The following is a 22,990-nucleotide window of genomic DNA, read 5'->3' on the forward strand; positions in this document are numbered from 1 at the left end:
GTTTTACCGCGCGGCTGACGTCACCGGTTTCACCAGCGCGGTAATGCGCCTCAGTGTGACGCGCCGGTTCTCGGCGTTCGCCTCCTGGGTGTCGACCTTCAGGTCTTCCTCACCGTAGCCCTGCGTCACCAGGTTCTCGGCCGGCACGTCGAAATACTGCGACAGTGCCGCCGCCACCGATTCCGCGCGCTGGTCCGACAGGGCGAGGTTGGCGACGTTCGAGCCGACCGCATCCGTGTGACCCTCGATCAGGAAGGTCTCGCCGGGATTGTCCTTGATCACCCGGCCGACCGCATCGGCCAAAGCCTGCAGGTTCTTCACCTGGGCCTGCGGGATCGTGGCGGAGCCGAAGTCGAACTGCACCGTATTCAGATCGATTCGACGGACCTTGTCGCGGATGCGCGAGGAGCGCCGCACTTCGTTGACCGAGTAGATGCGCTCGACGGTCTCGACCGGCGGGGCGACGATCGTGTCGAAGTAGAGCTCCTCGTCGGGCTCGTCGATGTCGACGATGTAGCGATCGCGCGGGATGCTGAGTTCCAGCGGCGGCAGGTCCTCACCGGCATCGGAGTAGTAGTCGGGACGCTCGTCCTCCTCCGAATAGGGGTCGTAGAACAGCACCACCTCGCGCCCGTCGGGCGTGATGCGCGAACGCTGCACGACGTCGCCATAGCGGTTCGTGATGGTGATGATCTGAGAACCGTTGGCCCGTTCGATGGTCTCGCGGGTACGGCCGCGCGGCAAGCGTTCGGTGTAGCTGTCACGCGAATCGACGGACAGTCGTTCGTCGTCGTTCGAGCGGATGAAGTAGCCCGCGGCAGCGCCTGCGGCGGCACCCGCCAGCGCGGCAGCACCCAGCGAGATGATGTCACGGTTGCCGACACGCTCGACCACCTTGGCCTCCGGCGGCAGCTCGGGCGCCGGCGCCCGCTCCACGCGTTCACCGCGCTGGGCGGCAATGGGCTGCTCGACGACGGGAGTCGCCAGCGTCTGCACGCGGGCATCGCTCTGGTCGATGGCGCCCTGTTCGACTGGGGCGGTCTGGACATCGGCCGGCACCGGACGCGGTGCCTCGCCGCCGCGCGAACGGCGTTCGCCGGTCCGGGCCGGCGCGGCCGCATCGGTGCCGGGCTGCGGGACTGCCGCCGGGGCGGTCGTGTCGGTCGCAGGCGCTGCCGGGACCTCGCCGGTGGTCGCCGGCGGAACGGCAGCCGGGGCCGTCTCGGAAGCCGGGGCGACAGGGGCCGGCGGGGGCGCGTCGGCGCCTGGCGCCGGGGTGTCGGCCGCAGCCGGCGCGGTTTCCGATGCTGCGGGCGGTGCGGCAGCGGGCGCCTCGGCCGGGGCAGCAGCGGGTTCAGCCGGTGTTTCGGCGGCAGGGGCCGGCGTGGCTTCCGCCGGGGCTGGTTCCGGCGCGGCGGCGGGTTCCGTCGGCGCGCTCTCGGCGGCGGGCGCTTCTGCTGGCGGGGCTTCTACCGGTGCCGGCTCGGCGGGTGCTGCCTCAGCAGGCGCTGGCTCGGCAGGCGCTGGCTCAGCGGCCGGCTCGGGCTCTGGCGCGGGTGCTTCGGCGGCAGGCGCCTCGGCGGGAGCCGCTTCCGGCGCCGCCTCTGCCGGCGCAGCTTCAGCTGGCGCGGCCTCAGCGGGCGCGTCGGCCGGGGCTTCCGCCGGGGCCTCGGCGGCAGGCGCGGCCTCCTCGGCCGGCGCGGCGTCGGCCGGCGGAACTTCGTCGGTCGCCGCCTGCGCTAAGCGCTGCGGCTGCTGCTGCGCCAGGGCCAGCAGCGGGCTGCTGAGCGCGGTGGACGCGGCGAGAGCCGCAACCGTCAGCATCCTGGCGGTCTTGTTCATTGTCGGCATGGGTAGTCCTTTTGTTGCAATCGTCCCTTGCAGAACCGTTCGGCGCCGGCGGGTAAGGCCGCACACGGTCTGGCCCTCGACGGAGAGGCTGGACCCGGGTCGTCAGAGAAAGGCCGCGGGGGACCGGAGCGTTCCATAAAATCGTCGCGACGTTCAGCGTTCGGGCGGAGTCCAGTCGTAGAGCCAGCCGAGATCGCGGGCGACGGACTCAGCCGATCGCAGGCGAAGCGTCAGGTCGCGCGCCGCGGCCGGCAGCGCCGGCAGGTGGTAGACCCTGCGGTGAAAGGCGACGCGCTGGCGCACCCGCTTCAGCCGCGCCGTCCGCACGTCGGCATAATGGCGGGCTGCCTCCTGCGGCGTGGAGGCTCGTGTCACTGCCCAGGCCGCGGTCCAGCCATCCTCGATGGCCATCGCCGCGCCCTGGGCCGCATAGGGCAGCATGGCGTGCGCGGCATCGCCGATGACGATCACGCCGTCCATGCCGGGGGCGGACCGGTCGGGATCGACGGTCGACAGCGGCCAGGGCGTCGCCGGCCCGGCGGCCTCGATGAGGCCGCGAAGGCGTGGATCCCAGCGCCGGAAACGCTGCATCAACGCCGTCTTCGTCGCCGACTCCGCCATCCCGGCCGCGGCGTCGCTGTCCGGGCCGATGAGGACGAGGTTGGTCGTCCGGCCCGCCTGGACGGGATAGGCGACGGCGTGGCGCCGGGGGCCGAGCCAGGCCTGGATCCCAGGGGAGGAGGCCTGCGCCGCAGCGTCGATGGTCATGCGCCAGGCAACATCGCCGGAGGGCACCGCCGCCGGTAGGCCAAGCGCGGCGCACAGCGCCGAATGCACGCCATCGGCGGCGATGACGATGGTGGCGGTCCGCTCGGCCACCGAGCCGTCGGTGCGGGTGAAGGACAGCGTCGTCCCGTCCGCCGACTGCGCCAGGGCGGTGCAGCGCTCGCCGAGGGTCAACGTGATCAGGGGGTCGGCAGCGACGGCGGCGAGGAGGGCAGACTGCAGGTCGGCACGGTACAGCGAGAGATAGGCGGTCCCGTCGGCGGAGACGACCGGGATTTCGGCGATCGTCCGCCCCGATCGGCCGGAGCGCAGCGTCACGGTGGTGGCGGCGACACCGTTCAGGCGCTCCCTGTCCAGGCCGAGCCGGGCCAGCACGCGCAGCGCATTGGGTGAGAGCTGCAGCCCGGCGCCGACCGCTTCCAGCCGCTCGCTCCGTTCGACGATGTCGACGGCAAAGCCGGCCTGCGCGAAGGACAGAGCCGCCGTCAGCCCGGCAATGCCGGCGCCGACAACGAGGATGGAAGTGGACGGAGGCACGCGATCGTCAGGCGGCGTTGAGCTCTTCGAAGACGCAGCCGGCCGGAATGGTCTCGGTGCCATGCAGGGACGCGTTGCGGCGATAGAGGGTCGAGCAGTAGCCACAGACCTTTTCGCCCTCGTCGCCGAGGTCGAGATAGACATGCGGGTGGTCGAAGGGCGGGTGGGCGCCGACGCACATGAATTCGGTGACGCCGATCTCGATCACCTCGTGTCCGGCGCTGTTCTGGAAATGCGGAATGATATGGCCGGCCATCGCGGTCGTCTCCGTGGTCTGGTAATCGGCGCGGACGATAGTCGCGTGCGGCGCGAAAGGCCAGAGGCGGAACCGGCGCACGACAGGCCGGCCTCTGCCTTGCCAGGCGGGCGACGACGCGCCAGAACCGCGGATGCAATGCGCCGGCAGCAGAGGAACGACATGGCATTTTTCGAGCACGAAGGGCTGAGCCTCGCTTTTCTCGACGAGGGCGAGACGGCCGCACCGGTGGTGCTTCTGACCCACGGCTTTGCCTCCAATATGAGCGTCAACTGGGTCGATCCCGGCTGGGTGGCGACGCTGACCGGCGCCGGCTACCGGGTGCTGGCTTTCGACCATCGCGGCCACGGCCAGAGCGACAAGCCGCACGATCCGGCGGCCTATACGCCGCAGAAGATGGCCGGCGATGCCGTGGCGCTGCTCGATCACCTCGACGTGCCGACGGCAGTGCTTTTCGGCTATTCCATGGGCGCGCGCGTCACCGCCTTCGCCGCGCTCGCCGCGCCCGAGCGCTTTTCGCGCCTCGTCTTCGGCGGGCTCGGGCTCGGGCTCGTCGAGGGCGTCGGCGACTGGGACCCGATCGTCGCCGCGCTCCTGGCCGATTCCCTCGACGCGGTGACGCATCCCCAAGGCCGGATGTTCCGCAGCTTCGCCGACCGCACCGGCAGCGACCGCAAGGCCCTGGCCGCCTGCATCACCACGTCGCGGACAGAATTGACGGCGGACGATGTCGCCCGGATCGCCCAGCCGACCCTGATCGGCGTCGGCACCCGCGACGACATCGCCGGATCGGCCGAAGCGCTGGCGGCCCTGATGCCGCAGGCGGAGGCTTTCGCCATCGAGGGGCGCGACCATATGCTCGCCGTCGGCGACCGGCGTTTCAAGGCCGCGGTGCTGCGCTTCCTGGAAGGCAAAGCCGCGAACGAATGAGCGAGCCCTGCCGGACTTTGCCGGGCCTCTCTGGCCCGCGCCGGGAGCGGCACGACCGTCTTGTCGCGATCGCGGCGAGGTTCCATGTTAAGAGCGTCGAGGCCGGCGCCGGATTGATTTCCAGAGCCGGGCAAGTATTATACCAGTCGGTAATGATGTGGCCGCAGCGGCCCCGGGAAGGAACGTGACCATGACCGTCAGTGGTCTGCAGGCGCAGGGGCTGGTCCAAGCCGTCGATCCGATCTGGACAAAGGTCCGCCAGGAAGCCGCCGAGGCGGCGGCACGAGAGCCGGTGCTGTCCGGCTTCCTCTATGCCACCATTCTCAACCACCGCAGTCTCGAGGCGGCGGTGATCCACCGCGTGTCGCAGCGTCTCGATCATCCCGACGTGCCGGCGGTGTTGATCAGCCAAGCCTTCGACGGGCTCCTCGGCGAGAATTCGCAGTGGAGCGAGACCTTGCGCACCGATATCCAGGCCGTGTTCGATCGCGACCCGGCCTGCGAGCGCTACATCGAGCCGCTGCTCTACTTCAAGGGATTTCACGCCATCCAGACCCACCGTCTGGCGCACTGGCTGTGGAACGAAGGACGGCGGGATTTCGCGCTGTATCTCCAGGCGCGCTCTTCCGCGGTGTTCCAGACCGACATCCATCCCCATTCCAAGATGGGCCGCGGCATCTTTCTCGACCATGCCACCGGCCTCGTCGTCGGCTTCACCGCGGAAATCGGAGACAATGTCTCAATTCTTCAGGACGTCACGCTCGGCGGCACTGGCAAGGAATTCGGCGACCGCCACCCCAAGATCGGCAACGGCGTCCTGATCGGTGCCGGGGCGAAGATTCTCGGCAATATCCGGATCGGGGAATGCTCCAAGATCGCCTCCGGCTCGGTGGTGCTGAAGCCGGTGCCACCGCATTCGACCGTCGCCGGCATTCCCGGCCGCATCGTCGGCAGCGTCGGCGATTGTGGCGGCGAGCCGGCCCGGGCCATGGATCACATGTTCGGCAAGGACGACTGACCAACCCGTCAGGCGACGGGGTTCCAGCCGGTCCAGGCGGTGGCAAACGCCGCCGTCCGGACGGATTTGGCAGCGGCACGCGTCGATGTTCGCCGTCCACCTGTTGAAACGCGGTGGGAGGTGCTAGTTCCCTCCGCAGCGATTCAAGCAGGAGAGACATGTGAAGCCCGACGAAATCCGCAAGCTCGAGACCTATCTCAAAGGTCTGCTCGGTAGCGCGAACATTCGCATCAAGGCGCTGCCGCGCAAGGCCGACTCGGCCGAGGTCTACATCAACGACGAGTTCATCGGCATCATCTCCAAGGATACCGACGAGGGCGAACTATCCTACCACGTCACCATGACGATCCTGGAAATGGACCTCGAGGCCTGATCGCGCGACACGTCGAGGCCTTGGGGCCGCGGCGCTGCGATTGCGGAGAGCGGGTCGCTTCGAGCGCTCGCGCCGTCGCCGCGAGGAAACCGGGTGTGCGGCATCCGCGCTTCGGCGCGGGGGCCAGTCGCCAGCCGGCATGACACACCAGACGCCTGTCGATGCGACGCCGCATCCCGGCGTATTCAGGGCGGCGCGCTCCGCCCGCTCCACACACACCAAAAAGCCGACCCCATGACAGGATCGGCTCTGCGGTTGGTCCGTCGCGAGACGGGGAGATCGACGGCGGATCAACCGATCCCGGGGGAGCGTCAGTTGACGCTGCCGACCAGAATGTTGCGATCGTCGCTGATGCTGACCCAGTCGCCCGAATTCTTTTCCGACTGACGCTTGAGATAGCGATACTCGGTTTCCTTCCAGTCGCGCACGGTGTCGACCAGGTTGTCGAGGATGAAGTCGCCGCGGTCGGTGCGCACGGTCAAGACGGCATGTCCCTCGCCATTGGGCTGACGCACGACCGTCAGGAGCAGGGCGGAGCGGGCGAAGCCGGCGCGCTCCAGCATATACTGCTTGAGAAGCGCGAAATCCTCGCAGTCGCCCTCGGTGCTCGGATAGGCCCAATACTCGGCCACGCCGAAGATATCCTTGTCCGTGCGGGGGAAGATGCCGACGTTGACGGCATTGTTGACCTCGACGATCTTGTCCCAGACGGCGCGGCTGAGCTTGACGATGCCCGGCGCTTTGTTCTTGCCGCACTGGTCGGCATAACGCTGGCAGAAGTCGTAATGCCCGACCGGCTGGGACGTGCCGCCCATGACCGGCATGGCGAGGTTCCTGGCCTGCACGGCCCCCAGGCTCATGAGGATGAAAGCTGCGGCGATGGAAGCGGTCAGTAGATTTTTCATGGCGGGTCTCTCCGTCTGTTGAGAGGACACTCGCACACTCGTTTTACTTCGGCGGCAAAGTCAGTCAGGCAAATTGATTCAAATGATAGGCGTTCCTGCCGAGTTATACTTGCAGAGTTGTTAGGGTTGGAGCGCAAACTTTCTCGATCCGGCAGATGATACGTTAACCCTATGGTCCGGCGTCGGACGAGGCCGGTGCCTGTCGTCACCGTGGCCGGCTTGGGCGGCAATGCCCAGCGCAGGACGAGCCGTCCGCCGGCCTATCCCCAGCTTTCGGCACGAAGTTAAGACATTCTTCAGGAAGGTGTGGGGGGCTTGGGTTCCCGGGCGCGCCGCGGCGCTATGCTCGCAGTGGCCTGAGGCTTATCGAAATCGGGTCGCGCGGGGAGGGCAGCCCTTTGCCGAAGCTCAGGCAGCGGGCAGCCGTCGGCCGAGCCTTGCGGCCCGGGGAGATGACAAACCGGCAGGGGGATCCGGGCGGCGGGACCCGGCGCTAGAGCAGGGTCCGGCAGAGCGGCGTTCTGGCTCTCGGAAGTGCGTCTGCGGCGACGGAAGCGATCGCAGGCGGGCGCTTCGGGACGGCGCGAGGCGGCCTCAGAGGTTTTCGAGCGTCTCGCGCAGCTGGACGGAGGCGAACTCGATCGCCAGGCCCTCTTCGAGATGGCGCACGACGCGCCCCTGCATCTTGCCGATGATGATGCGCGACCCGATCGTCGGGCGGACGGCCGACTGCACGGCGACGCCCGAGAGCGAGAGATCGATGATCCGCACCTTGTACTTGCGTCCGTCGTCGAGGGTGATGTCGATGAAGGGATTGCGCGGCTGGATGCGCTCGTGGCGCCGGTCTTCCGGCAGATCGAGCTCGTGGCGGTTGGCAAGCCAGGTGAGCTGTGCCGCCAGCTTCTCGCGCTTGCGCTCGGTGCCGCGCACCGTCATGGCAAACCCGCCGGCAAAGACCCGCGACACTTCCCCTTCGAGCCGTCCGACATGGTCTGCGTAGAGAATGACGCGCTCTGCCGGTTTTGGCGTGATCGGCGTCACCACGGAAACGTCGCCCGGCGACATCGTGTCGACCCGGCAGGGATATTCGCTCTGGTTTTCCAGCATGAAGCGGCCGAGGAGATCGACGGAGACACGGTGGAAACGACGGCGTTCGTCATGGGCCGCGGGCAGGGCTGTGGCAGATGGCTGCATGGCGGGACCACTGGAATTTGAGACCCGCGACGCGCGGAATCCGGCCCGTTCAAATTACCGCCGGAAAGGTTAATGCAGCGTGCACGGCAGGGATGTATGGCCGCGTCCGGCGCTGGCCGGCGGGCCGCAGCGCGATGTTGTGCGGTCCGCTAAAGCTGCTATGTCTCGTCGCGAAAAATCGGGCCTGGCTGACGTCACCGTCGCGCGCGCCGGCGCCCGGCCCCCCTTGTCCGAGCGCGCCGTGCGACAGCGGCAAGACCGGCCGTGTCGCGCCAGTGAGGATGCTCGCATGTCCATCGACGAGACGCCGAGGGTTCGGGCCAACCCGCCGATCTTCAATGTTCCCGGCGTGGTGCTGGCGGCGCTGGTCGTCTTCATCGCCATCCAGGCGATCCGCAGCTTCGTCCTCTCCGTGGAGACGGACGACTGGCTGATCACGGAGTTTTCCTTCGTCGCCGGCTGTTATGCCGAGAACTGCACCGCCCAGTTCGGCCGCGATGCCGGAGCGCAGCTCTGGTCGCCGCTGACCTACGCCTTCCTGCATGGCGACTGGATGCATGTGGGGCTGAACGCCATCTGGATGCTGGCCTTCGGCACGCCGGTGGCGCGGCGCTTGGGAACCGTGCGGGTTCTCGCCTTCGCGGCGCTCGGCGCCATCGCCGGGGCCCTGACCTTCTACGTCTTCAACCCCGACCTGATCGTGCCGGTGATCGGCGCCTCGGGGATCGTCTCGGCGCTCATGGGCGGGGCCTGCCGCTTCGCCTTCGGCTCGATGGGGCACCACCGCTCGGCCCGCAGCCTACCGCTCCTGTCGATCCGGCAGGCGCTGTCCGACCGGACGGTGATCTTCTTCGTCGTGATCTTCTTCGCCACCAATCTCCTGACCGCGTCCGGTCTCGGCGGCTTCATCGACGGCGGGGCCTCCGTCGCCTGGCAGGCGCATCTCGGCGGCTTCGTCTTCGGCTTTCTCGGCCTGGCGCTTTTCGAACCGAACCGCCGTCAGCCCATGCCGGCCGACGAAGACGACTTGCGGTCCGCGGCCGACTGACGCACGATCCGTGTCCACGACTGGACGGGAGGATGGTCATGACGGTCAGAAAAATTCTGGAGGAAAAGGGTCGGGACGTCTTTTCCATGCATCCGAACGCGACGCTCGTCGAGGCGGCGCAGGAAATGGCGCAGAGGCGCATCGGCGCGGTGGTTCTCATCAGCGATGGCGGCGACATCGCCGGCGTCCTGTCCGAGCGCGATATCGTGCGCATGGTCGGCACGCGCGGGCCGGATTGCCTCAGCGATTCCATCGGCTCGGTCATGACGGTGGAGGTCGTCACCTGCAGCGAGGAGACCACCGTCAACGAGGTGATGGAGACCATGACGCGGAAGCGGTTTCGCCACCTGCCGGTCATCCAGGGCGGCAAGCTGGTCGGGATGGTGTCGATCGGCGACATCGTCAAGCGCCGCATCGAGGATGCCGAGCGCGAGGCGGAGGAAATGCGCAGCTACATTTCCGCTTCCGTCTAAGGGGCGCTCGATAGGCTTCGGGGGAAGGGCGGGCCGGGCGACCGGTCCCGCCTCTCCCGTCAGTTGGCGACATAGCCCTCGGTGACGCGGACGATCTCCGGCAGGCGCCGCATCGTCTCTTCGTAGCCGTGCGCAATGGCCTCGTCGGCCCGGAAGAACTCGGACATGCCGATGTCGCGGACCCTCGGGTGCAGCGACAAGTCCGGCGGATCGCCGGCAAGGCGCGAGCGGGAAATCCGGTCCTGCACGATGTTGAAGGCATCCGCCATCGAGCGGGTGATGCCGAACTTGTCGCGGCGCTGCGCCGCCTCCTGGCCGGCCAGCCCCAGCGTCTCGACGGTGATCGCCCTGTCCTGCTGGATCGACGTGGTGGCGGGCGAGGCGCGCATGCGCACCACGGCGGCCCGGCCGAACAGGTCGTAGTTGAGATTGACGGCGACGACGAGCTGCGCCTCGTAGGCGCGGCAGACCGAGACCGGAACGGGATTGACCAGCGCCCCGTCGACCAGCCGCCGGTCGCCGCAGATCACCGGCTCGAAGACGCCCGGCAGCGCATAGGAAGCGCGCATGGCCAGGATCAGCGAGCCCGAATCCAGCCAGACCTCGTGGCCGCTGCGCGCCTCCGTCGCGACGCACACCAGCGGCCGGTCGAGGTCCTCGATCAGGAGATCCTCCAGGGATTCGACGAGACGGCGGTTGAGCCGCATACCGGCGAGCAGGCCCGAGCCGCCGAAGCGCACGTCGAGGAAGCGGATGAGGCCGCGGCGGGTGAGCGAGCGCGCGAATTCCTCGATCTCGCCGAGCCGCCCCGCGAGATAGCAGCCGCCGACGAGGGCGCCGATCGAGGTGCCGGCGATCATCGAGACATGGATGCCGGCCTCGTCCAGCGCCTTGAGCACGCCGATATGGGCCCAGCCGCGCGCCGCGCCGCCGCCCAGCGCCAGCGCGATCTTGAACTTTGGCTTCGGTTTCGTGGTGGCCTGATCACGCGCCGGCTCGTTTGCCGGGATCGTCTGGGGCTGATTGTCCGCCCGCCTGAAAACTCGTTCCAACATGCCTGACCGTCCTGGTCCGCCGTGATCGACGCTTCAACCGAGATTACGCGCGATAGTTTGCTGCAAACTTAAGCAGTCAGGGAACTTTTTGTTCGCCTTGTTCCTGTCCGGCGACGAGAACGAGCGCGCGGCCGTCGCCCCCTTCCGGCATCCGCCTGTAGAAACAGCTGTCGCGGTGCGTGTGGCACGTCTCCTCCGGCCGGGCGACATCGACCCGCAGCCAGACGGCATCCTGGTCGCAATCCACCCGGATTTCCCGGATGATCTGCAGCGCCCCCGAGGTCTCGCCCTTCTTCCACAGGCTCTGGCGCGAGCGGCTGAAATAGTGCGCCGTGCGCGTCGCGATGCTGAGGTCGAGGGCCTCGCGGTCCATATGGGCGACCATCAGCAGCATGCCGGAGGTGAAATCGGTGACGACGGCGGTGACGAGGCCCTTGTCGTCGAAGCGCGGGGCGAGGACCGTCCCTTCCTCCTGCTCGGCGGCAGAAGGGAAGGGCGGGGCGAAGACCGGGGCGGTCATCCCTTGCTGCGGACCATGTCGAGGAAGCGGGCGCGCTCCATCTTGTCGTCGGCGAAGATGCCGTGGAACGACGTCGTCACGGTGGTCGAGCCCTTGGTCTTGATGCCGCGCATGGACATGCACAGGTGCTCGGCGTCGATCATCACGGCGACGCCCTTCGGCTTCAACACGTCCTCGATCGCCGCGGCGACCTGCGCCGTCATCGTCTCCTGCGTCTGTAGGCGGCGGGCAAAAATGTCGACGACGCGGGCGATCTTCGACAGGCCGAGGACGCGGCCGCTCGGGAGATAGGCGACATGCGCCTTTCCGATGATCGGCACCATGTGGTGTTCGCAATGGGAGTGGAAGTCGATGTCGCGCACCAGGACGATGTCGTCATAGCCCGCGACTTCGCCAAAGGTCCGGCCGAGGACATCGGCGGGATCGAGCGCATAGCCGCCAAACAGCTCCTCGTAGGATTTGACGACGCGGGCAGGGGTTTCGATCAGGCCCTCACGGGTCGGATCGTCGCCGCCCCAGCGGATGAGCGTGGCGACGGCGGCCTGCGCCTCTTCCCGGGTCGGACGCCGCAGGCGACCGTCTGCAAAGCCCTCGGCCATCTTTCTGACGATCGCGTCCATGGTACTCTCACTACAACGCGTCGATCCGCCCGATGCCAGAAACCGTCTTCCCGGTTGCTGGCCACGGCGGCGGGACGCTGAACCCAGAGGCTTGCGGGGCGGCGCCAAAGAGCTGCCCGCAAGGATTCATCGCCGCCTTTCGAAGGCGGGCCGTCCCTCCTATATACGTATCGTCGGTGGCTTTGTAGAGCGCCGACCGGCAATTCGGCATGAGGACGCGACCCGTGATCGACGACATCTACAACGCCCGGATTCTCGACTATGCCGGCAACATCTCCCGCATCGGCCGCCTAGCCGAACCTGATGCGACCGCCACGGCGCATTCCAAGCTGTGCGGCTCGACGGTGACCGTCGACGTGGTGGTGCGCGACGGCGTCGTCGCCGATTTCGCCCACGACGTGAAGGCCTGTGCCCTCGGCCAGGCCTCTTCGGCGATCATGGCCAAGGCCATCGTCGGATCGACGCCGGACGAGCTGCGCGCCGTGCGCGAGGACATGCGCCGGATGCTGAAGGAAAACGGCACGCCGCCGACCGGCCGCTTCGAGGACCTGAAATATCTGGAGCCGGTTCGCGACTACAAGGCGCGGCACGCCTCGACCATGCTGACCTTTGACGCCGTCGTCGATGCGCTCCAGCAGATCGAGGCCAAGCAGGGCGGGGCGGTTGTCGCGGCCTGAGCGACTGAGAGCGCATCGCCACTCGCGCAATTTCGACGGCCCTTGGCGCAAGACGCCGGGACGGCTCGTCGGCACTGGGCTGGTACGTCTCTACCAGCTGACCTTCTCCGGCTTCGTCGGCGGCCACTGCCGGCACATTCCGACATGTTCAGAATACGGCTACGAGGCGATCGCGCGGCATGGTCTCATCCCTGGCGGCTGGCTGACGCTGAAGCGGATCGCGCGGTGTGGACCCTTTGGCGGCGCCGGTCTCGACCCTGTGCCCACACCGAAGAACGAGCGCACGCTGCCGCGATAAGGCGGCGGTCGGTCTGCACGACGAATGGCCGCGCGGCGTTGACCGGAGCTTGCCGATCCCCCGGCTTTCTCCCGGCCTCCGCTTGTCTGCCCGGGAGGGAATGGTAAAGACGCGCATCGTGCCGCGCGACCGCGGCCCAGCGATCAGAAAATGCTTTCCCGCGTGGTAGGCGGGGCTGAGCAGAAAGGAACAGCGATGATCGACGTCACCTTCCCCGATGGATCCGTCCGGCAGTTCGAGGCCTCCGCCACCGGCGCCACCATTGCCGGCGGCATTTCCAAGTCGCTTCTGAAGAAGTCCGTCGCCTATGCGCTGGACGGCGAGCTGCGCGATCTGTCCGATCCCGTCGGCCGCTCCGGCGCGCTCGAGATCGTCACCCGCGACGACCCGCGCGCGCTCGGCCTCATCCGCCACGACGCGGCGCATGTCATGGCCGAGGCCGTGCAGGAGATCTGGCCGGGAACGCAGGTGACCATCGGGCCGGTGATCGAGAACGGCTTCTACTACGATTTCGCCAAGGAGACGCCCTTCACGCCCGAGGACCTGCCGGTCATCGAGAAGAAGATGGCCGAGATCATCCGCCGCAACGCGCCCTTCAAGAAGGAAGTGTGGACGCGGCACAAGGCGAAGGAAGTGTTCGCCGCCAAGGGCGAGACCTACAAGCTCGAGCTCATCGACATGATCCCCGAGGAACAGGAGCTGAAGATCTACAGCCAGGGCGACTGGTTCGATCTCTGCCGCGGGCCGCACATGGCCTCGACCGGCCAGATCGGCGAGGCGTTCAAGCTGATGAAGGTGGCCGGCGCCTATTGGCGCGGCGACAGCGACAACGCCATGCTGACGCGCATCTACGGCACGGCCTGGCGCACGCGCGAGGAGCTCGACGCCTACACGACCATGCTGGAGGAGGCCGAGAAGCGCGACCACCGCCGCCTCGGCCGCGAGATGGACCTGTTCCACTTCCAGGAGGAAGGGCCGGGCGTCGTCTTCTGGCACCCCAAGGGCTGGTCGCTGTTCCAGGACCTCACCGCCTACATGCGCCGGCGCCTGCTCGGCACCTATGCCGAGGTCAATGCGCCGCAGGTGCTCGACAAGTCGCTGTGGGAGACTTCCGGCCACTGGGGCTGGTACCGCGAAAACATGTTCCAGGTGACGTCGGCCGGCGACGAGACCGAGGACAAGCGCGTCTTCGCGCTGAAGCCGATGAATTGCCCCGGCCATGTGATGATCTTCAAGCACGGGCTGAAATCCTACCGGGAACTGCCGATTCGCTATGCCGAATTCGGCATGGTGCACCGCTACGAGCCGTCCGGCGCCATGCACGGGCTGATGCGCGTGCGCGGCTTCACGCAGGACGACGCGCACGTCTTCTGCACCGACGAGCAGCTGGCGGCCGAGTGCCTCGCCATCAACGACCTGATCCTCTCGGTCTATCGCGACTTCGGCTTCGAGGAAGTGGTGGTGAAGCTCTCCACCCGGCCGGAGAAGCGCGTCGGTTCGGACGAACTCTGGCACCGCGCCGAAAGCGTGATGACCGACGTGTTGAAGCAGATCGAGGACCAGTCCGGCGGACGGATCAAGACCGACATCAATCCGGGCGAGGGCGCCTTCTACGGTCCGAAGTTCGAGTACACGCTGCGCGACGCCATCGGTCGCGAATGGCAGTGCGGCACCACGCAGGTCGACTTCAACCTGCCCGATCGTTTCGGCGCCTTCTACATCGATGCCGAATCGAACAAGACGGTGCCGGTGATGATCCACCGCGCCATCTGCGGCTCGATGGAGCGCTTCCTCGGCATCCTGATCGAGAATTTCGCCGGGCATTTCCCGCTGTGGATGTCGCCGGTGCAGGTGGTCGTCGCGACCATCACGTCCGAGGCCGACGACTATGCCCGCGAGGTCGCGGCGGAACTGACGGCGCTCGGCCTGCGGGTCGAGACCGACATCCGCAACGAGAAGATCAACTACAAGGTTCGCGAGCACAGCCTGGCAAAAATCCCGGTGCTGCTCGTCTGCGGCAAGCGCGAGGCCGAGGAGCGGACGGTCAACATCCGCCGTCTCGGCTCGCGCGATCAGACCGCGGCGAGCCTCGCCGAGGCGACGGCGATGCTGCTCGAAGAGGCGATCCCGCCGGACATCAAGCGCCAGCGCGATGCGCGGGCGGCCAGCCAGAAGACACTTCAGTTGCAGTGATGTGACGCCCCTCGGCGCGGCGGCGAAAGGCGAAGGCCCTTTGCCGCCGCGTCATACCGATGTCATCGCCCGGCTGGTATAGGCCGGCATCTCTCGGCGGCTGGGTTGGGCTCGATGACCAAGCGATACACGGAACTGACCTATGCCCGGCCCGACGATCGCCTGTTCCGGCGCTGGGCCATCCGCTCGATCGAGGAACTGTCCGGGCGGCGCAAGCTCGCCAGGCTCTACGGCGAATGGCGCCGCGATCTCGTCGCCGGGCGCGGCGACGCCTTCAATGCCATGCTGGACCTGATGAAGATCCGGCTCGACATCGGCGGGCGCCTGCCGGCGATGGCACAGTTGCCGGAGCGTCTGGTGATGGTCGCCAACCATCCCTTCGGCATCGGCGACGGCATCGCCATTCTGGCGCTGGCCGAGCGTCTCGGCCGCCCGTTCCGCATTCTCATCAACAACGACCTGATGAAGATCCCGGAAATGTCGGCCTATGGCCTTCCGGTCTCCTTCGAGGAGACGAAGGCGGCCCTTTCGATGAACATGGAGACGCGCCGCGAAGCGCTGCGGCTTCTGGCCGAGGGCACGACGATCATCGTCTTTCCCGCCGGCGGCGTGGCCACGGCGCCGACCATGTTCGGTGCTGCCGACGACCTGCCGTGGAAGCAGTTCACCGCGCGCCTCGTGCAGACGGGCAGGGCGGCGGTGCTGCCGATCCACTTCGAGGGCCAGAACGGACCGCTGTTCCATCTCGCCAGCCGGCTGTCGCTGACGCTCCGGATCGGCCTCCTGATCGGCGAGTTCCGGCGCCAGTACGGCCGCGCCATCCGCGTCACCGTCGGCGACGTCCTCGGCTTCGAGGAGCTTTCGACGATCGGCTGCCGCAAGCTCCTGACCGAAAGGCTGCGCGAGTCGGTTTTCGCCCTGGGCGGCGTGGCCGTGCCGGCGATCAGCCCCACCGTGGTCGCCTGACGAAAGCGAAAGCCGGTCTTCCCCAGGCGCCGTCATCCCCAGGGGGATCGTAATCGGCCATTGGCCTCCCGACGGAAATGCGCGCCCTGAAACGTCGCGCCGCGACGCATTAGTCGCCTGAGCCCTGGCTTGCATCGGGCGCGGCGACGATGTCCGAGGTCAGGACCTCGACATCGGTGTTCACGCCCGCCTGGACCATGAAATCGCGCTGGTACATGCGATCCTTGTTCTTGGCGACGATCAGGTACTCACCCTCTTCCAGCACCATCGAGGGGAAGGCGCCGACGCTTTCGCGGATGACGTCGCCCGAGCCGTTGGTGATCGACCAGGCGGTGTCGGCGATCGCCTCGCCGCCCTTTTCGCGCACCAGCTTCATGGTCAACTGCGCGGCGTGATGCTGCAGCGTCACGTCGGTGACCTTGCCCGGCTCGACCTTGACGTCGGCGCGCACGACGGCATTGACGGAGCCGAAAGTCGACTCGACGTGGTAGGTGCCGGCGTTCAGCTGCACCGTGCGCCCCGGGGGAATTCCCTCGGCGACGAGAACGCGGTCACGCTCGTTCGGGGCATCGCTGTAGATGTCGAAGCTGAGTGCTTCGGCAGGGATCGGCACGTCGCCGACGGCGATGGCATGCAGCTTCAGGCCGCCGGCATTGAGGACGACGATCTCCCGCGTCTGCTCGCCGGTAAAGTCGATGCGCTTGGTGACGCCGGCACGGCCGAAGCCGACATGCAGAAGATAGTTGCCCGGGGGAATGTCGAAGGTGGCCGTTCCCCCGGCGGCCGAGGCGATCAGCGGCAGTTTCCCGTCGAGCGCGACCAGGGGCGCAAACAGGCGCCAGACGAGCCCCGTCGGCACAGGCTCGCCATCCCCGGCGAGCTTCGCCTCGAGCACCAGGGCCTTGCGCGACCGGATGCTGTCCAGCGTCGGGCGGTCCGGCAGGGGGGCAAAGCCCGGTATGGTCGGCAGGACCAGCTTGGGACTGCCGCCGATTTCGGGCAGGGCGATGGGATTGAGCCGGTCCAGCGTGCGCGGTCCGTCCAGTCCGATGATTCCGGGGCCGGTGGCGCGCGGAATGGCATCCGGCGAGGCATAGGCGCCGCTGGGCTCGCCGTCAGACCCGAGAAAGTTTCTGAATCCGCCCAGAAGTCCGCCGCCCTGCGCCTCCTGCGCATGGGCGGGATGCAGAACGCCGTTGCCGACGCCCAGAAGCAGAACCAGCCGGAACGCGAAACGCCGGCGGAAGGGGATGAGGGGGAATGGTCGCGTCATCGGCACCGTTTGAACGCCAGATCGTGGCTGAATTCAAGCCGACCGGGCGGAGATGGCCGCATTGCCCGGTGTTCGCACCGAAATCGTACGGCGGGGGTTTGCATTCCCGCTGGCGGCAGCTAGCTCAGGGGCAGGCACAGAAGGATTCAAGCTCTTGTCCGACACCCTCCATTCCCTGCAGACCCGCCGCTCCGTCGCCATCCCGGCGCTGCAGGCCCCTGGCCCCGACGCCGACCAGCTCGCCGCCATTTTCACCATCGCGGCGCGCGTGCCCGATCACGGCAAGCTCGCGCCCTGGCGCTTCGTGCTCTATCGCGGCGATGTCGCCGTCCGGATCGGCGAGGCGCTGGCGGCTCTGGCCGAGTCGCGCGAGGGGCCGCTCTCGGAGCTTCGGCGCGATGTCGAGGCGAAACGGTTCTCACGCTCGCCGCTGGTCGTCGGCGTCGTCTCGACCGCCAGGCCGCATGTGAAGATTTCCGAATGGGAGCAGGTCCTCTCGGCCGGCGCGGCGGCGATGAACCTGATCCATGCCGCCCACGCGCTCGGCTTTGCCGCCAACTGGGTGACCGAATGGGTCGCCTATGACGAGGAAGCCAAGGCCATCCTCGGCATCGGCGCCGACGAGAAGACCGTCGGCTTCATCCACATCGGCACGCCGGGAGAGCCGCCGCAGGATCGGCCGCGGCCGCTTCTATCCGACATCGTCACCGAGGCTGTCGCGCCGACCGGGAGACCGTGATGTTCTATCGCACCGACGAGAACCGCCACGGCCTGCCGCACGACCCGTTCAAGGCCATCGTCTCGCCGCGGCCCATCGGCTGGATCTCGACGCGCGCCGCGAACGGCGACGTGAACCTGTCGCCCTACAGCTTCTTCAACGCGGTCTCCGACCGGCCGAAACTCGTCATGTTCTCGTCCGCGGGGATGAAGGACAGCGCCAGCTTCGCCATCGAAAGCGGCGAGTTCGTCGTGAACCTCGCGACGCGCGCGCTGGCTTCGGCGGTCAATCGCAGTTCCGCGCCGGCACCGCGCGGCACGAGCGAGTTCGCCATCGCGGGCCTCACCGAAACGCCCTGCGAGATCGTCGCCGCGCCGCGGGTCGGGGAGAGCCCCGCCGCGCTGGAATGCAAGGTGACGGAATGGTTCTGGCCGAAGGGCCTGGACGGAACGCCCTCGGAAAACGTCATGATCATCGGCCAGGTCGTCGGCATCCACATCGACGAGCGGATCCTCGTCGACGGCATGATCGACATGTCGCTGGCGCAGCCGCTCTCGCGCCTCGGCTATCTCGATTACGCCGCCACCGACACCGTCTTCCAGATGGCGCGGCCGCGCCGGCCGGACGGCACGGACGCCTGAGGAACAGGGTAAACGCGGCCATAATAAACAGGGTGAACGAAGTCTAAACCTTTGACCGGCATCCTCCTCGCAAGAGTGGGAGCCGTCCAAGGAAATCGTGCGCATGATCACGCAGCAGTTCGCCCAGTGGTGCGAGACCGCCAGCAGCCGCCGGCGTGCCGAGGTGATCTCGTATCTGGCGCTGTCGCTGATCGAGGGCGACCTGCCGAAGGACCAGCGCGACAAGGCCCTGGCGATCCTGACCTTTGCGCTCGACGATCCCTCGCCCCTGGTGCGGATGGCGATGGCGGAGGCGCTGTCCAGCTCCGACAGGGCGCCACGCCACCTCGTCCGGTCGCTGGCCGACGATATCGAGGAGATCGCCGTCCTGGTCGCCTCCCTCTCGCCCGTTCTCACCGATGCCGACCTCATCGACATCGTCGTCGAAGGCGGTGCCGGTCCGCAGGCGGCGGTGGCCGGCCGGCCGCTTCTGTCGGGACCCGTGTCCGCCGCCCTCGCCGAGACGGCCGGCGGCGACGCCTGCTCGGTCCTCTTGGCGAACGAGGGCGCCCGCATCGGTCCGGACAGCCACCGCCGCCTCGCCGAGCGGCACGGCATGGACGGCGCGGTGCGCGCCCTGCATCTTCAGCGCAGCGACCTGCCGTCCGACGTGCGGCAGACGCTCCTCCTGCACCTTGGCCAGGCCCTCGGCGCCACGCCGCTCGTCCGCAACTGCCTGGGCGAGAAGCGGACCCAGGGCGTCGTGCTGGCGGCCTGCGAGCGCTCGACGGCGCTTCTCGCCGATGCCGTGGAGCCCGGCGAGATGGCCGGCCTCGTCGACCATCTGCGTCAGAGCGGCCAGCTCACCACAGCCTTCCTCATCCGCATCGTCTGCAACGGAAATATCGACCTGTTCGCTGCTTCTCTGTCGGCGCTGTCAGGCCTGCCAGGGCGCCGGGTGCGCGCCATCGTCGTAGACGGGCGAGAGGCCGCCTTCGACGCGCTGATGGCGCGGTCCGGACTTTCTGCAGCGGCCGGAATCTTCCTGCGCACCGCCGTGCAGATCTGGAAGCAGGCGGTCACGCAGCGGGCGGCGTTCGACCTCGACGCCATCGCCGCCGAGGTCATGGCCCGGCTCGTCCAGATTTTTGGCGACCGCCGTGACGAGGCTGGTTTTGCCGCCGTCATCGCCCTGCTGGGCCGCCTGGAGCGGGAGCAGATGCGCGGCCCGGCGCGCCAGCCGGCGGAAAACCGGGCCGCCGCCTGATCAGTAGCGGAACTGCTCGGCGAGGATTCTTTCGTCCCACGAATGATCCTGGTCGAAGAGGACGAGGCTGCGCGCCGTCCGCGATTCGTGGATCGACACCTTGAGGACCGACTTGACCTCGGTGTGGTCCGCCACGGCGTTCACCGGGCGCTTTTCCGGCTCCAGCGTCTCGATCACAACGGTCCGCTGATTGGGGATGAGCGCGCCGCGCCAGCGCCGGGGGCGGAAGGCGCTGACCGGCGTCAAAGCGAGCAGCGGCGCGTCCATCGGAATGATCGGGCCCTGGGCCGAGAGATTGTAGGCGGTCGAGCCGGTCGGCGTCGCCACCATCACGCCGTCGCAGATCAGCTCCTCCATCCGGACCTTGCCGTCGATCAGGATTCTCAGGCGCGCCGCCTGGTAGGATTGGCGGAAGATCGAGACCTCGTTGATGGCCAGCGCCCTGTGCTCCTCGCCATCGCTGTCGGTGGCGATCATCTCGAGCGGGCGGATCTCGTTCTCCACGGCCGCGGCCAGCCGCGCGTGCAGGTCCGTCTCGCGGAACTCGTTCATCAGGAAGCCGATCGTGCCCTGGTTCATGCCGTAGATCGGGATGCCGGTGCCCATGAAACGGTGCAGCGTCTGCAGCATGAAGCCGTCGCCGCCGAGCGCGACGACCACGTCGGCCCGGTCGGGCGGGTGATTACCGTAGAGCGCCACCAGCCGGGCGGCGGCACTGCGCGCCATGGGCGTATCGCCGGCGAGAAAGCAGATGGAGTCGGCGGCACGCGGCATGGGGTCGTTCCTTCACGCAGCCGAGGCCGCCATCGCGCGCAACTTAGTGGCTGGGACCGGAAACGAACAGCACCGTTCGGCATCAGTGTCGCGCCGTCGGGCCTGTCGCGGAATCCGCGGCCCCGGCGCTCAGGCGACGGGGCTGACGAGCGGATCGCCGCGCATGTGGGCGCGAAGATTGGCGACCACCGTCGCGCCCATGGCGGCGCGGGTCTTGTGCGTGGCGCTGCCCTGGTGCGGCGACAGAACGACGTTGGGAAGCGCCCGCAGGGCCGCCGGCACCTCGGGCTCGTTCGCGAAGACGTCGAGGGCGGCGCCGCCCAGCGCACCCGAAGTGAGCAGCTCGATCATCGCCGGCTCGTCGACGAGCGAGCCGCGCGCCATGTTGACCAGCGTTCCCTCCGGCCCGAGCGCTTGCATCACCGCGCGGCTGACGATGCCGCTCGTCGAGGCCGAGCCGGGCGCGATGACGACCAGCCAGTCGACGTCCCGCGCCATCTCAGCGAGGTCGGCGTAGTAGGGGAAGGGTTCGTGCTCCTGGCGGTGGCGGCCGTGATAGACGACCTGCATCTTGAATACCTGCAGCCGCCGGGCGATCTCCTTGCCGATCCGGCCGAGCCCGAGAATGCCGACCGTGCGGCCGGTGAGCTCCGGCGTCAGCGGGAAGTTGGCGCTGGGCCAGAGCCCGTCGCGGACATAGCGGTCGGCCTGCGGGATGCGGTGGCAGGCGGCGAGCATCAGCGCCAGCGTCATCTCCGCTACGCAGTCGTTGAGGACATCGGGCGTATTGGTGACGCGGATGCCGTGGCGCCGGGCGGCGGCGACGTCGACGGCATCGTAGCCGACGCCGAAGGAGGCAATCAGCTCGAGCTTCGGCAGTGCCTCCATGATGTCGGCCGAGCAGCCGTGGTGTCCGCTGGTCGCCACCAGCGTCACGCGATCGGCGATGCTGGCGAGAAGCGCCGGCTTGTCCGCTGCCTCCCAGTAGCGGTGGACGATGACGTCCTTTTCGATCTCGGCGGCGGCCGCGGCCGCCAGCGGCCCGACCATCAGGAGTTCGCGGCGATCCATGGCATTGTCCTCAAGTGTTCTGGGTGGCCGGTGCGCGGCCGCCGGGGCCGCGGGGCCGCGACGGCGCGCGTCAGGCGGAGATCCGGCCGCTGCGGCGGCGCAGGAAGGCGAGCAGCAAGGGCGTGCACCAGATCAGGATGGTGAAGATGCCGAGGCCCGCGGCGATCGGCCGTTCGAAGAAGGCGAGGAAGCTGCCGTCCGCCTTGATCATCGAGGTGATGAAGTTCTGCTCCAGCATGGGACCAAGAACGAGGCCGAGGATCGCCGGGGCGATCGGAATGTCGTTCTCCTCCATCAGGAAGCCGATGACACCGAAGACCAGCAACAGGATGACGCCGAAGATCGAGTTGTTGATCGAGAACGAGCCGACGATGCAGAACATCAGGATGATCGGCATCAGGACGCGGGTGGGGATCGACAGGATCGTTCCGGCCGCCTTGATCGCCACCCAGCCGAGCGGCAGCATGATGATGTTGGCGAGGAAGAAGACGATGAAGATGGCGTAGATCAACTCCGGCGAGTTGATGAAGACCATCGGCCCGGGATTGATGCCCTTGATGTAGAGAACGCCGATGACGATGGCGGTGATCGAGTCGCCGGGAATGCCGAAGACGAGGGCGGGAATCCAGGCGCCGCTGACGGCGCCGTTGTTGGCCGCGCCGGACTCGACCAGTCCCTCGACATGGCCGGTGCCGAACTTTTCCTTCTCCTTGGAGAAGCGCTTGGAGATCGCATAGGAGATCCAGGCGGCGATGTCGGCGCCGGCGCCGGGGAGGGCGCCGATGGCGGTGCCGATGGCGCTGCCGCGAATGATCTGGACGGGATAGCGGCGGATGTTGATCCACTGGCTGCGGAAGATGCCGCCCTTGACGTCCTTGGCGATGGGCGGACGGTCCTCGCGCCGGACCATGGCGCGAAACACTTCCGAGATCGCGAACAGGCCGATCATCGCTGAAATGAATTCCACGCCACTCAGGAGATTGATGTTGCCGAAGGTGTAGCGCGGCTCGCCGGCCGGATTGTCGATGCCGACGGTGGCGGCGAACAGGCCGATGACCAGCGCGATGAGACCGCGGGGCACGGAGCCCGGGGAAATGAAGATGGCGCAGGAAAGCCCGAGGACGACCAGCCAAAAATACTCGAAGGACGAGAATTTCAGCGCGACTTCGGCCAGCGCTGGAGAGGCGGTGACGAGGATGATGGTGCCGAAGATGCCGCCGATGGCGGAGAAGACCAGCGAGGCGCCGAGCGCCTCCTCCGACCGGCCGCTGCGCGTCATGCGGTAGGCGTCCTCGACATAGGCGGCGCTGGCGGGGGTGCCCGGCATGCGCAGGAGCGCGCCAGGAATGTCGCCGGCGAAGATCGCCATGGCGGTCGCCGTGACGATCGCGGCGATGGCCGGCACCGGCTCCATGAAGAAGGTGATCGGTACCAGGAGCGCCGTCGCCATGGTGGCGGTCAGGCCCGGAATCGCCCCGACGAACATGCCGAAACAGGCCGAGCCGAAAATGACGAGGAGAACGTAGGGCTGGAAGACCAGCCCGAAAGCGTCGGCGAGAATGGACAT

The 22,990-nt window shown here is 67.7% G+C and carries 24 protein-coding genes; 12 read left to right on the top strand and 12 right to left on the bottom strand.

Annotated elements, in window-relative coordinates; all coding sequences use genetic code 11:
* Positions 1-3: 3 nt before the first annotated feature.
* The 3 genes from IEX88_RS11010 to IEX88_RS11020 form a co-directional block, all read right to left on the bottom strand.
* Positions 4-1,851, bottom strand: coding sequence for an OmpA family protein (locus IEX88_RS11010; RefSeq protein ID WP_244640045.1), 1,848 nt, complete (start codon positions 1,849-1,851; stop codon positions 4-6).
* A 153-nt stretch (positions 1,852-2,004) separates the two neighbouring features.
* Entirely contained in the window at positions 2,005-3,174 is a 1,170-nt protein-coding gene (locus IEX88_RS11015) for an FAD-dependent monooxygenase (RefSeq protein WP_188850647.1), read from the bottom strand.
* 7 nt (positions 3,175-3,181) lie between these two features.
* Entirely contained in the window at positions 3,182-3,430 is a 249-nt protein-coding gene (locus IEX88_RS11020) for a zinc-finger domain-containing protein (protein WP_188850648.1), read from the bottom strand.
* Positions 3,431-3,592: 162 nt separating this feature from the next.
* On the opposite strand from IEX88_RS11020, the gene IEX88_RS11025 reads away from it, so the two are divergent.
* The 3 genes from IEX88_RS11025 (at position 3,593) to IEX88_RS11035 (ending at position 5,751) form a co-directional block, all read left to right on the top strand.
* Positions 3,593-4,360 (top strand): alpha/beta fold hydrolase, encoded by a 768-nt coding sequence (locus IEX88_RS11025; protein WP_188850649.1) that lies wholly within the window; start codon positions 3,593-3,595, stop codon positions 4,358-4,360.
* A gap of 190 nt (positions 4,361-4,550) precedes the next feature.
* Entirely contained in the window at positions 4,551-5,378 is an 828-nt protein-coding gene (gene cysE / locus IEX88_RS11030) for a serine O-acetyltransferase (RefSeq protein WP_188850650.1), read from the top strand.
* Positions 5,379-5,538: 160 nt separating this feature from the next.
* Positions 5,539-5,751 carry a DUF3126 family protein gene (locus IEX88_RS11035; protein WP_188850651.1) on the top strand — a complete coding sequence of 71 codons (213 nt, stop codon included), beginning with the start codon at positions 5,539-5,541 and terminating at the stop codon, positions 5,749-5,751.
* Positions 5,752-6,062: 311 nt separating this feature from the next.
* On the opposite strand, the gene IEX88_RS11040 is transcribed toward IEX88_RS11035, so the two are convergent.
* Entirely contained in the window at positions 6,063-6,656 is a 594-nt protein-coding gene (locus IEX88_RS11040) for a transglutaminase-like cysteine peptidase (protein WP_188850652.1), read from the bottom strand.
* Between the two features lie 594 nt (positions 6,657-7,250).
* Positions 7,251-7,850 (bottom strand): PilZ domain-containing protein, encoded by a 600-nt coding sequence (locus IEX88_RS11045; RefSeq protein ID WP_188850653.1) that lies wholly within the window; start codon positions 7,848-7,850, stop codon positions 7,251-7,253.
* A 289-nt stretch (positions 7,851-8,139) separates the two neighbouring features.
* On the opposite strand from IEX88_RS11045, the gene IEX88_RS11050 reads away from it, so the two are divergent.
* Positions 8,140-8,898: a rhomboid family intramembrane serine protease gene (locus tag IEX88_RS11050; RefSeq protein ID WP_188850654.1), complete on the top strand. Its 759-nt coding sequence runs from the start codon at positions 8,140-8,142 to the stop codon at positions 8,896-8,898.
* A gap of 38 nt (positions 8,899-8,936) precedes the next feature.
* Positions 8,937-9,371 (top strand): CBS domain-containing protein, encoded by a 435-nt coding sequence (locus IEX88_RS11055; protein ID WP_188850655.1) that lies wholly within the window; start codon positions 8,937-8,939, stop codon positions 9,369-9,371.
* Positions 9,372-9,430: 59 nt separating this feature from the next.
* Here the strand turns inward: IEX88_RS11055 and IEX88_RS11060 are convergent, their stop codons facing one another.
* From IEX88_RS11060 to folE, 3 genes are all read right to left on the bottom strand, one after another.
* The gene (locus IEX88_RS11060) at positions 9,431-10,426 is read right to left on the bottom strand and encodes a patatin-like phospholipase family protein (protein ID WP_188850656.1); all 996 of its coding nucleotides are present in this window, start codon (positions 10,424-10,426) and stop codon (positions 9,431-9,433) included.
* A 76-nt stretch (positions 10,427-10,502) separates the two neighbouring features.
* Entirely contained in the window at positions 10,503-10,946 is a 444-nt protein-coding gene (hisI, locus tag IEX88_RS11065) for a phosphoribosyl-AMP cyclohydrolase (RefSeq protein WP_188850657.1), read from the bottom strand.
* Complete coding sequence (gene folE, locus IEX88_RS11070; RefSeq protein WP_188850658.1) at positions 10,943-11,566, bottom strand: GTP cyclohydrolase I FolE; 624 nt, start codon at positions 11,564-11,566, stop codon at positions 10,943-10,945. The genes hisI and folE overlap by 4 nt, the downstream gene beginning before the upstream one ends.
* A 224-nt stretch (positions 11,567-11,790) precedes the next feature.
* Here folE and IEX88_RS11075 point away from each other — a divergent pair, with 224 nt between their 5' ends.
* The 4 genes from IEX88_RS11075 (at position 11,791) to IEX88_RS11090 (ending at position 15,700) form a co-directional block, all read left to right on the top strand.
* The gene (locus IEX88_RS11075) at positions 11,791-12,243 is read left to right on the top strand and encodes an iron-sulfur cluster assembly scaffold protein (protein WP_188850659.1); all 453 of its coding nucleotides are present in this window, start codon (positions 11,791-11,793) and stop codon (positions 12,241-12,243) included.
* Positions 12,191-12,541: a membrane protein insertion efficiency factor YidD gene (gene yidD / locus IEX88_RS11080; RefSeq protein WP_188850660.1), complete on the top strand. Its 351-nt coding sequence runs from the start codon at positions 12,191-12,193 to the stop codon at positions 12,539-12,541. Before IEX88_RS11075 ends, yidD begins: the two co-directional genes overlap by 53 nt.
* Before the next feature lie 195 nt (positions 12,542-12,736).
* Positions 12,737-14,734 carry a threonine--tRNA ligase gene (thrS, locus tag IEX88_RS11085; protein WP_188850661.1) on the top strand — a complete coding sequence of 666 codons (1,998 nt, stop codon included), beginning with the start codon at positions 12,737-12,739 and terminating at the stop codon, positions 14,732-14,734.
* A 114-nt stretch (positions 14,735-14,848) separates the two neighbouring features.
* Positions 14,849-15,700: a lysophospholipid acyltransferase family protein gene (locus tag IEX88_RS11090; RefSeq protein WP_188850662.1), complete on the top strand. Its 852-nt coding sequence runs from the start codon at positions 14,849-14,851 to the stop codon at positions 15,698-15,700.
* 109 nt (positions 15,701-15,809) lie between these two features.
* On the opposite strand, the gene IEX88_RS11095 is transcribed toward IEX88_RS11090, so the two are convergent.
* Positions 15,810-16,973, bottom strand: a complete 1,164-nt coding sequence (locus IEX88_RS11095; protein WP_244640048.1) for an RgsD C-terminal domain-containing protein — start codon at positions 16,971-16,973, stop codon at positions 15,810-15,812.
* A 154-nt stretch (positions 16,974-17,127) separates the two neighbouring features.
* On the opposite strand from IEX88_RS11095, the gene IEX88_RS11100 reads away from it, so the two are divergent.
* From IEX88_RS11100 to IEX88_RS11110, 3 genes are all read left to right on the top strand, one after another.
* A complete protein-coding gene (locus IEX88_RS11100; protein WP_244640049.1) occupies positions 17,128-17,712 on the top strand; it encodes a nitroreductase family protein in 585 nt (194 codons plus the stop codon).
* Positions 17,712-18,332 carry a flavin reductase family protein gene (locus tag IEX88_RS11105; RefSeq protein ID WP_188850664.1) on the top strand — a complete coding sequence of 207 codons (621 nt, stop codon included), beginning with the start codon at positions 17,712-17,714 and terminating at the stop codon, positions 18,330-18,332. The genes IEX88_RS11100 and IEX88_RS11105 overlap by 1 nt, the downstream gene beginning before the upstream one ends.
* A 103-nt stretch (positions 18,333-18,435) precedes the next feature.
* Entirely contained in the window at positions 18,436-19,578 is a 1,143-nt protein-coding gene (locus IEX88_RS11110) for a DUF2336 domain-containing protein (RefSeq protein ID WP_188850665.1), read from the top strand.
* On the opposite strand, the gene IEX88_RS11115 is transcribed toward IEX88_RS11110, so the two are convergent.
* The 3 genes from IEX88_RS11115 to IEX88_RS11125 form a co-directional block, all read right to left on the bottom strand.
* Positions 19,579-20,352, bottom strand: coding sequence for an NAD kinase (locus IEX88_RS11115; RefSeq protein WP_188850666.1), 774 nt, complete (start codon positions 20,350-20,352; stop codon positions 19,579-19,581). It lies immediately after the preceding gene.
* Positions 20,353-20,481: 129 nt separating this feature from the next.
* Positions 20,482-21,423 carry a 2-hydroxyacid dehydrogenase gene (locus IEX88_RS11120; RefSeq protein WP_188850667.1) on the bottom strand — a complete coding sequence of 314 codons (942 nt, stop codon included), beginning with the start codon at positions 21,421-21,423 and terminating at the stop codon, positions 20,482-20,484.
* 70 nt (positions 21,424-21,493) lie between these two features.
* Positions 21,494-22,990, bottom strand: a complete 1,497-nt coding sequence (locus tag IEX88_RS11125) for a tripartite tricarboxylate transporter permease (RefSeq protein WP_188850668.1) — start codon at positions 22,988-22,990, stop codon at positions 21,494-21,496.

Source organism: Aureimonas glaciei (assembly GCF_014643375.1).
Lineage (GTDB): Bacteria > Pseudomonadota > Alphaproteobacteria > Rhizobiales > Rhizobiaceae > Plantimonas > Plantimonas glaciei.

What these genes read in the sequence shown, in the direction of transcription:
- IEX88_RS11010 (WP_244640045.1), bottom strand. Translation starts at nt 1,851, where the DNA reads ATGCCGACAATGAACAAGACCGCCAGGATGCTGACGGTTGCGGCTCTC.
- IEX88_RS11020 (WP_188850648.1), bottom strand. Translation starts at nt 3,430, where the DNA reads ATGGCCGGCCATATCATTCCGCATTTCCAGAACAGCGCCGGACACGAG.
- IEX88_RS11105 (WP_188850664.1), top strand. Translation starts at nt 17,712, where the DNA reads ATGTTCTATCGCACCGACGAGAACCGCCACGGCCTGCCGCACGACCCG.
- IEX88_RS11025 (WP_188850649.1), top strand. Translation starts at nt 3,593, where the DNA reads ATGGCATTTTTCGAGCACGAAGGGCTGAGCCTCGCTTTTCTCGACGAG.
- IEX88_RS11055 (WP_188850655.1), top strand. Translation starts at nt 8,937, where the DNA reads ATGACGGTCAGAAAAATTCTGGAGGAAAAGGGTCGGGACGTCTTTTCC.
- IEX88_RS11095 (WP_244640048.1), bottom strand. Translation starts at nt 16,973, where the DNA reads ATGACGCGACCATTCCCCCTCATCCCCTTCCGCCGGCGTTTCGCGTTC.
- cysE (WP_188850650.1), top strand. Translation starts at nt 4,551, where the DNA reads ATGACCGTCAGTGGTCTGCAGGCGCAGGGGCTGGTCCAAGCCGTCGAT.
- IEX88_RS11120 (WP_188850667.1), bottom strand. Translation starts at nt 21,423, where the DNA reads ATGGATCGCCGCGAACTCCTGATGGTCGGGCCGCTGGCGGCCGCGGCC.
- IEX88_RS11060 (WP_188850656.1), bottom strand. Translation starts at nt 10,426, where the DNA reads ATGTTGGAACGAGTTTTCAGGCGGGCGGACAATCAGCCCCAGACGATC.
- folE (WP_188850658.1), bottom strand. Translation starts at nt 11,566, where the DNA reads ATGGACGCGATCGTCAGAAAGATGGCCGAGGGCTTTGCAGACGGTCGC.
- thrS (WP_188850661.1), top strand. Translation starts at nt 12,737, where the DNA reads ATGATCGACGTCACCTTCCCCGATGGATCCGTCCGGCAGTTCGAGGCC.
- yidD (WP_188850660.1), top strand. Translation starts at nt 12,191, where the DNA reads ATGCGCTCCAGCAGATCGAGGCCAAGCAGGGCGGGGCGGTTGTCGCGG.
- IEX88_RS11090 (WP_188850662.1), top strand. Translation starts at nt 14,849, where the DNA reads ATGACCAAGCGATACACGGAACTGACCTATGCCCGGCCCGACGATCGC.
- IEX88_RS11110 (WP_188850665.1), top strand. Translation starts at nt 18,436, where the DNA reads ATGATCACGCAGCAGTTCGCCCAGTGGTGCGAGACCGCCAGCAGCCGC.
- hisI (WP_188850657.1), bottom strand. Translation starts at nt 10,946, where the DNA reads ATGACCGCCCCGGTCTTCGCCCCGCCCTTCCCTTCTGCCGCCGAGCAG.
- IEX88_RS11115 (WP_188850666.1), bottom strand. Translation starts at nt 20,352, where the DNA reads ATGCCGCGTGCCGCCGACTCCATCTGCTTTCTCGCCGGCGATACGCCC.
- IEX88_RS11040 (WP_188850652.1), bottom strand. Translation starts at nt 6,656, where the DNA reads ATGAAAAATCTACTGACCGCTTCCATCGCCGCAGCTTTCATCCTCATG.
- IEX88_RS11045 (WP_188850653.1), bottom strand. Translation starts at nt 7,850, where the DNA reads ATGCAGCCATCTGCCACAGCCCTGCCCGCGGCCCATGACGAACGCCGT.
- IEX88_RS11125 (WP_188850668.1), bottom strand. Translation starts at nt 22,990, where the DNA reads ATGTCCATTCTCGCCGACGCTTTCGGGCTGGTCTTCCAGCCCTACGTT.
- IEX88_RS11050 (WP_188850654.1), top strand. Translation starts at nt 8,140, where the DNA reads ATGTCCATCGACGAGACGCCGAGGGTTCGGGCCAACCCGCCGATCTTC.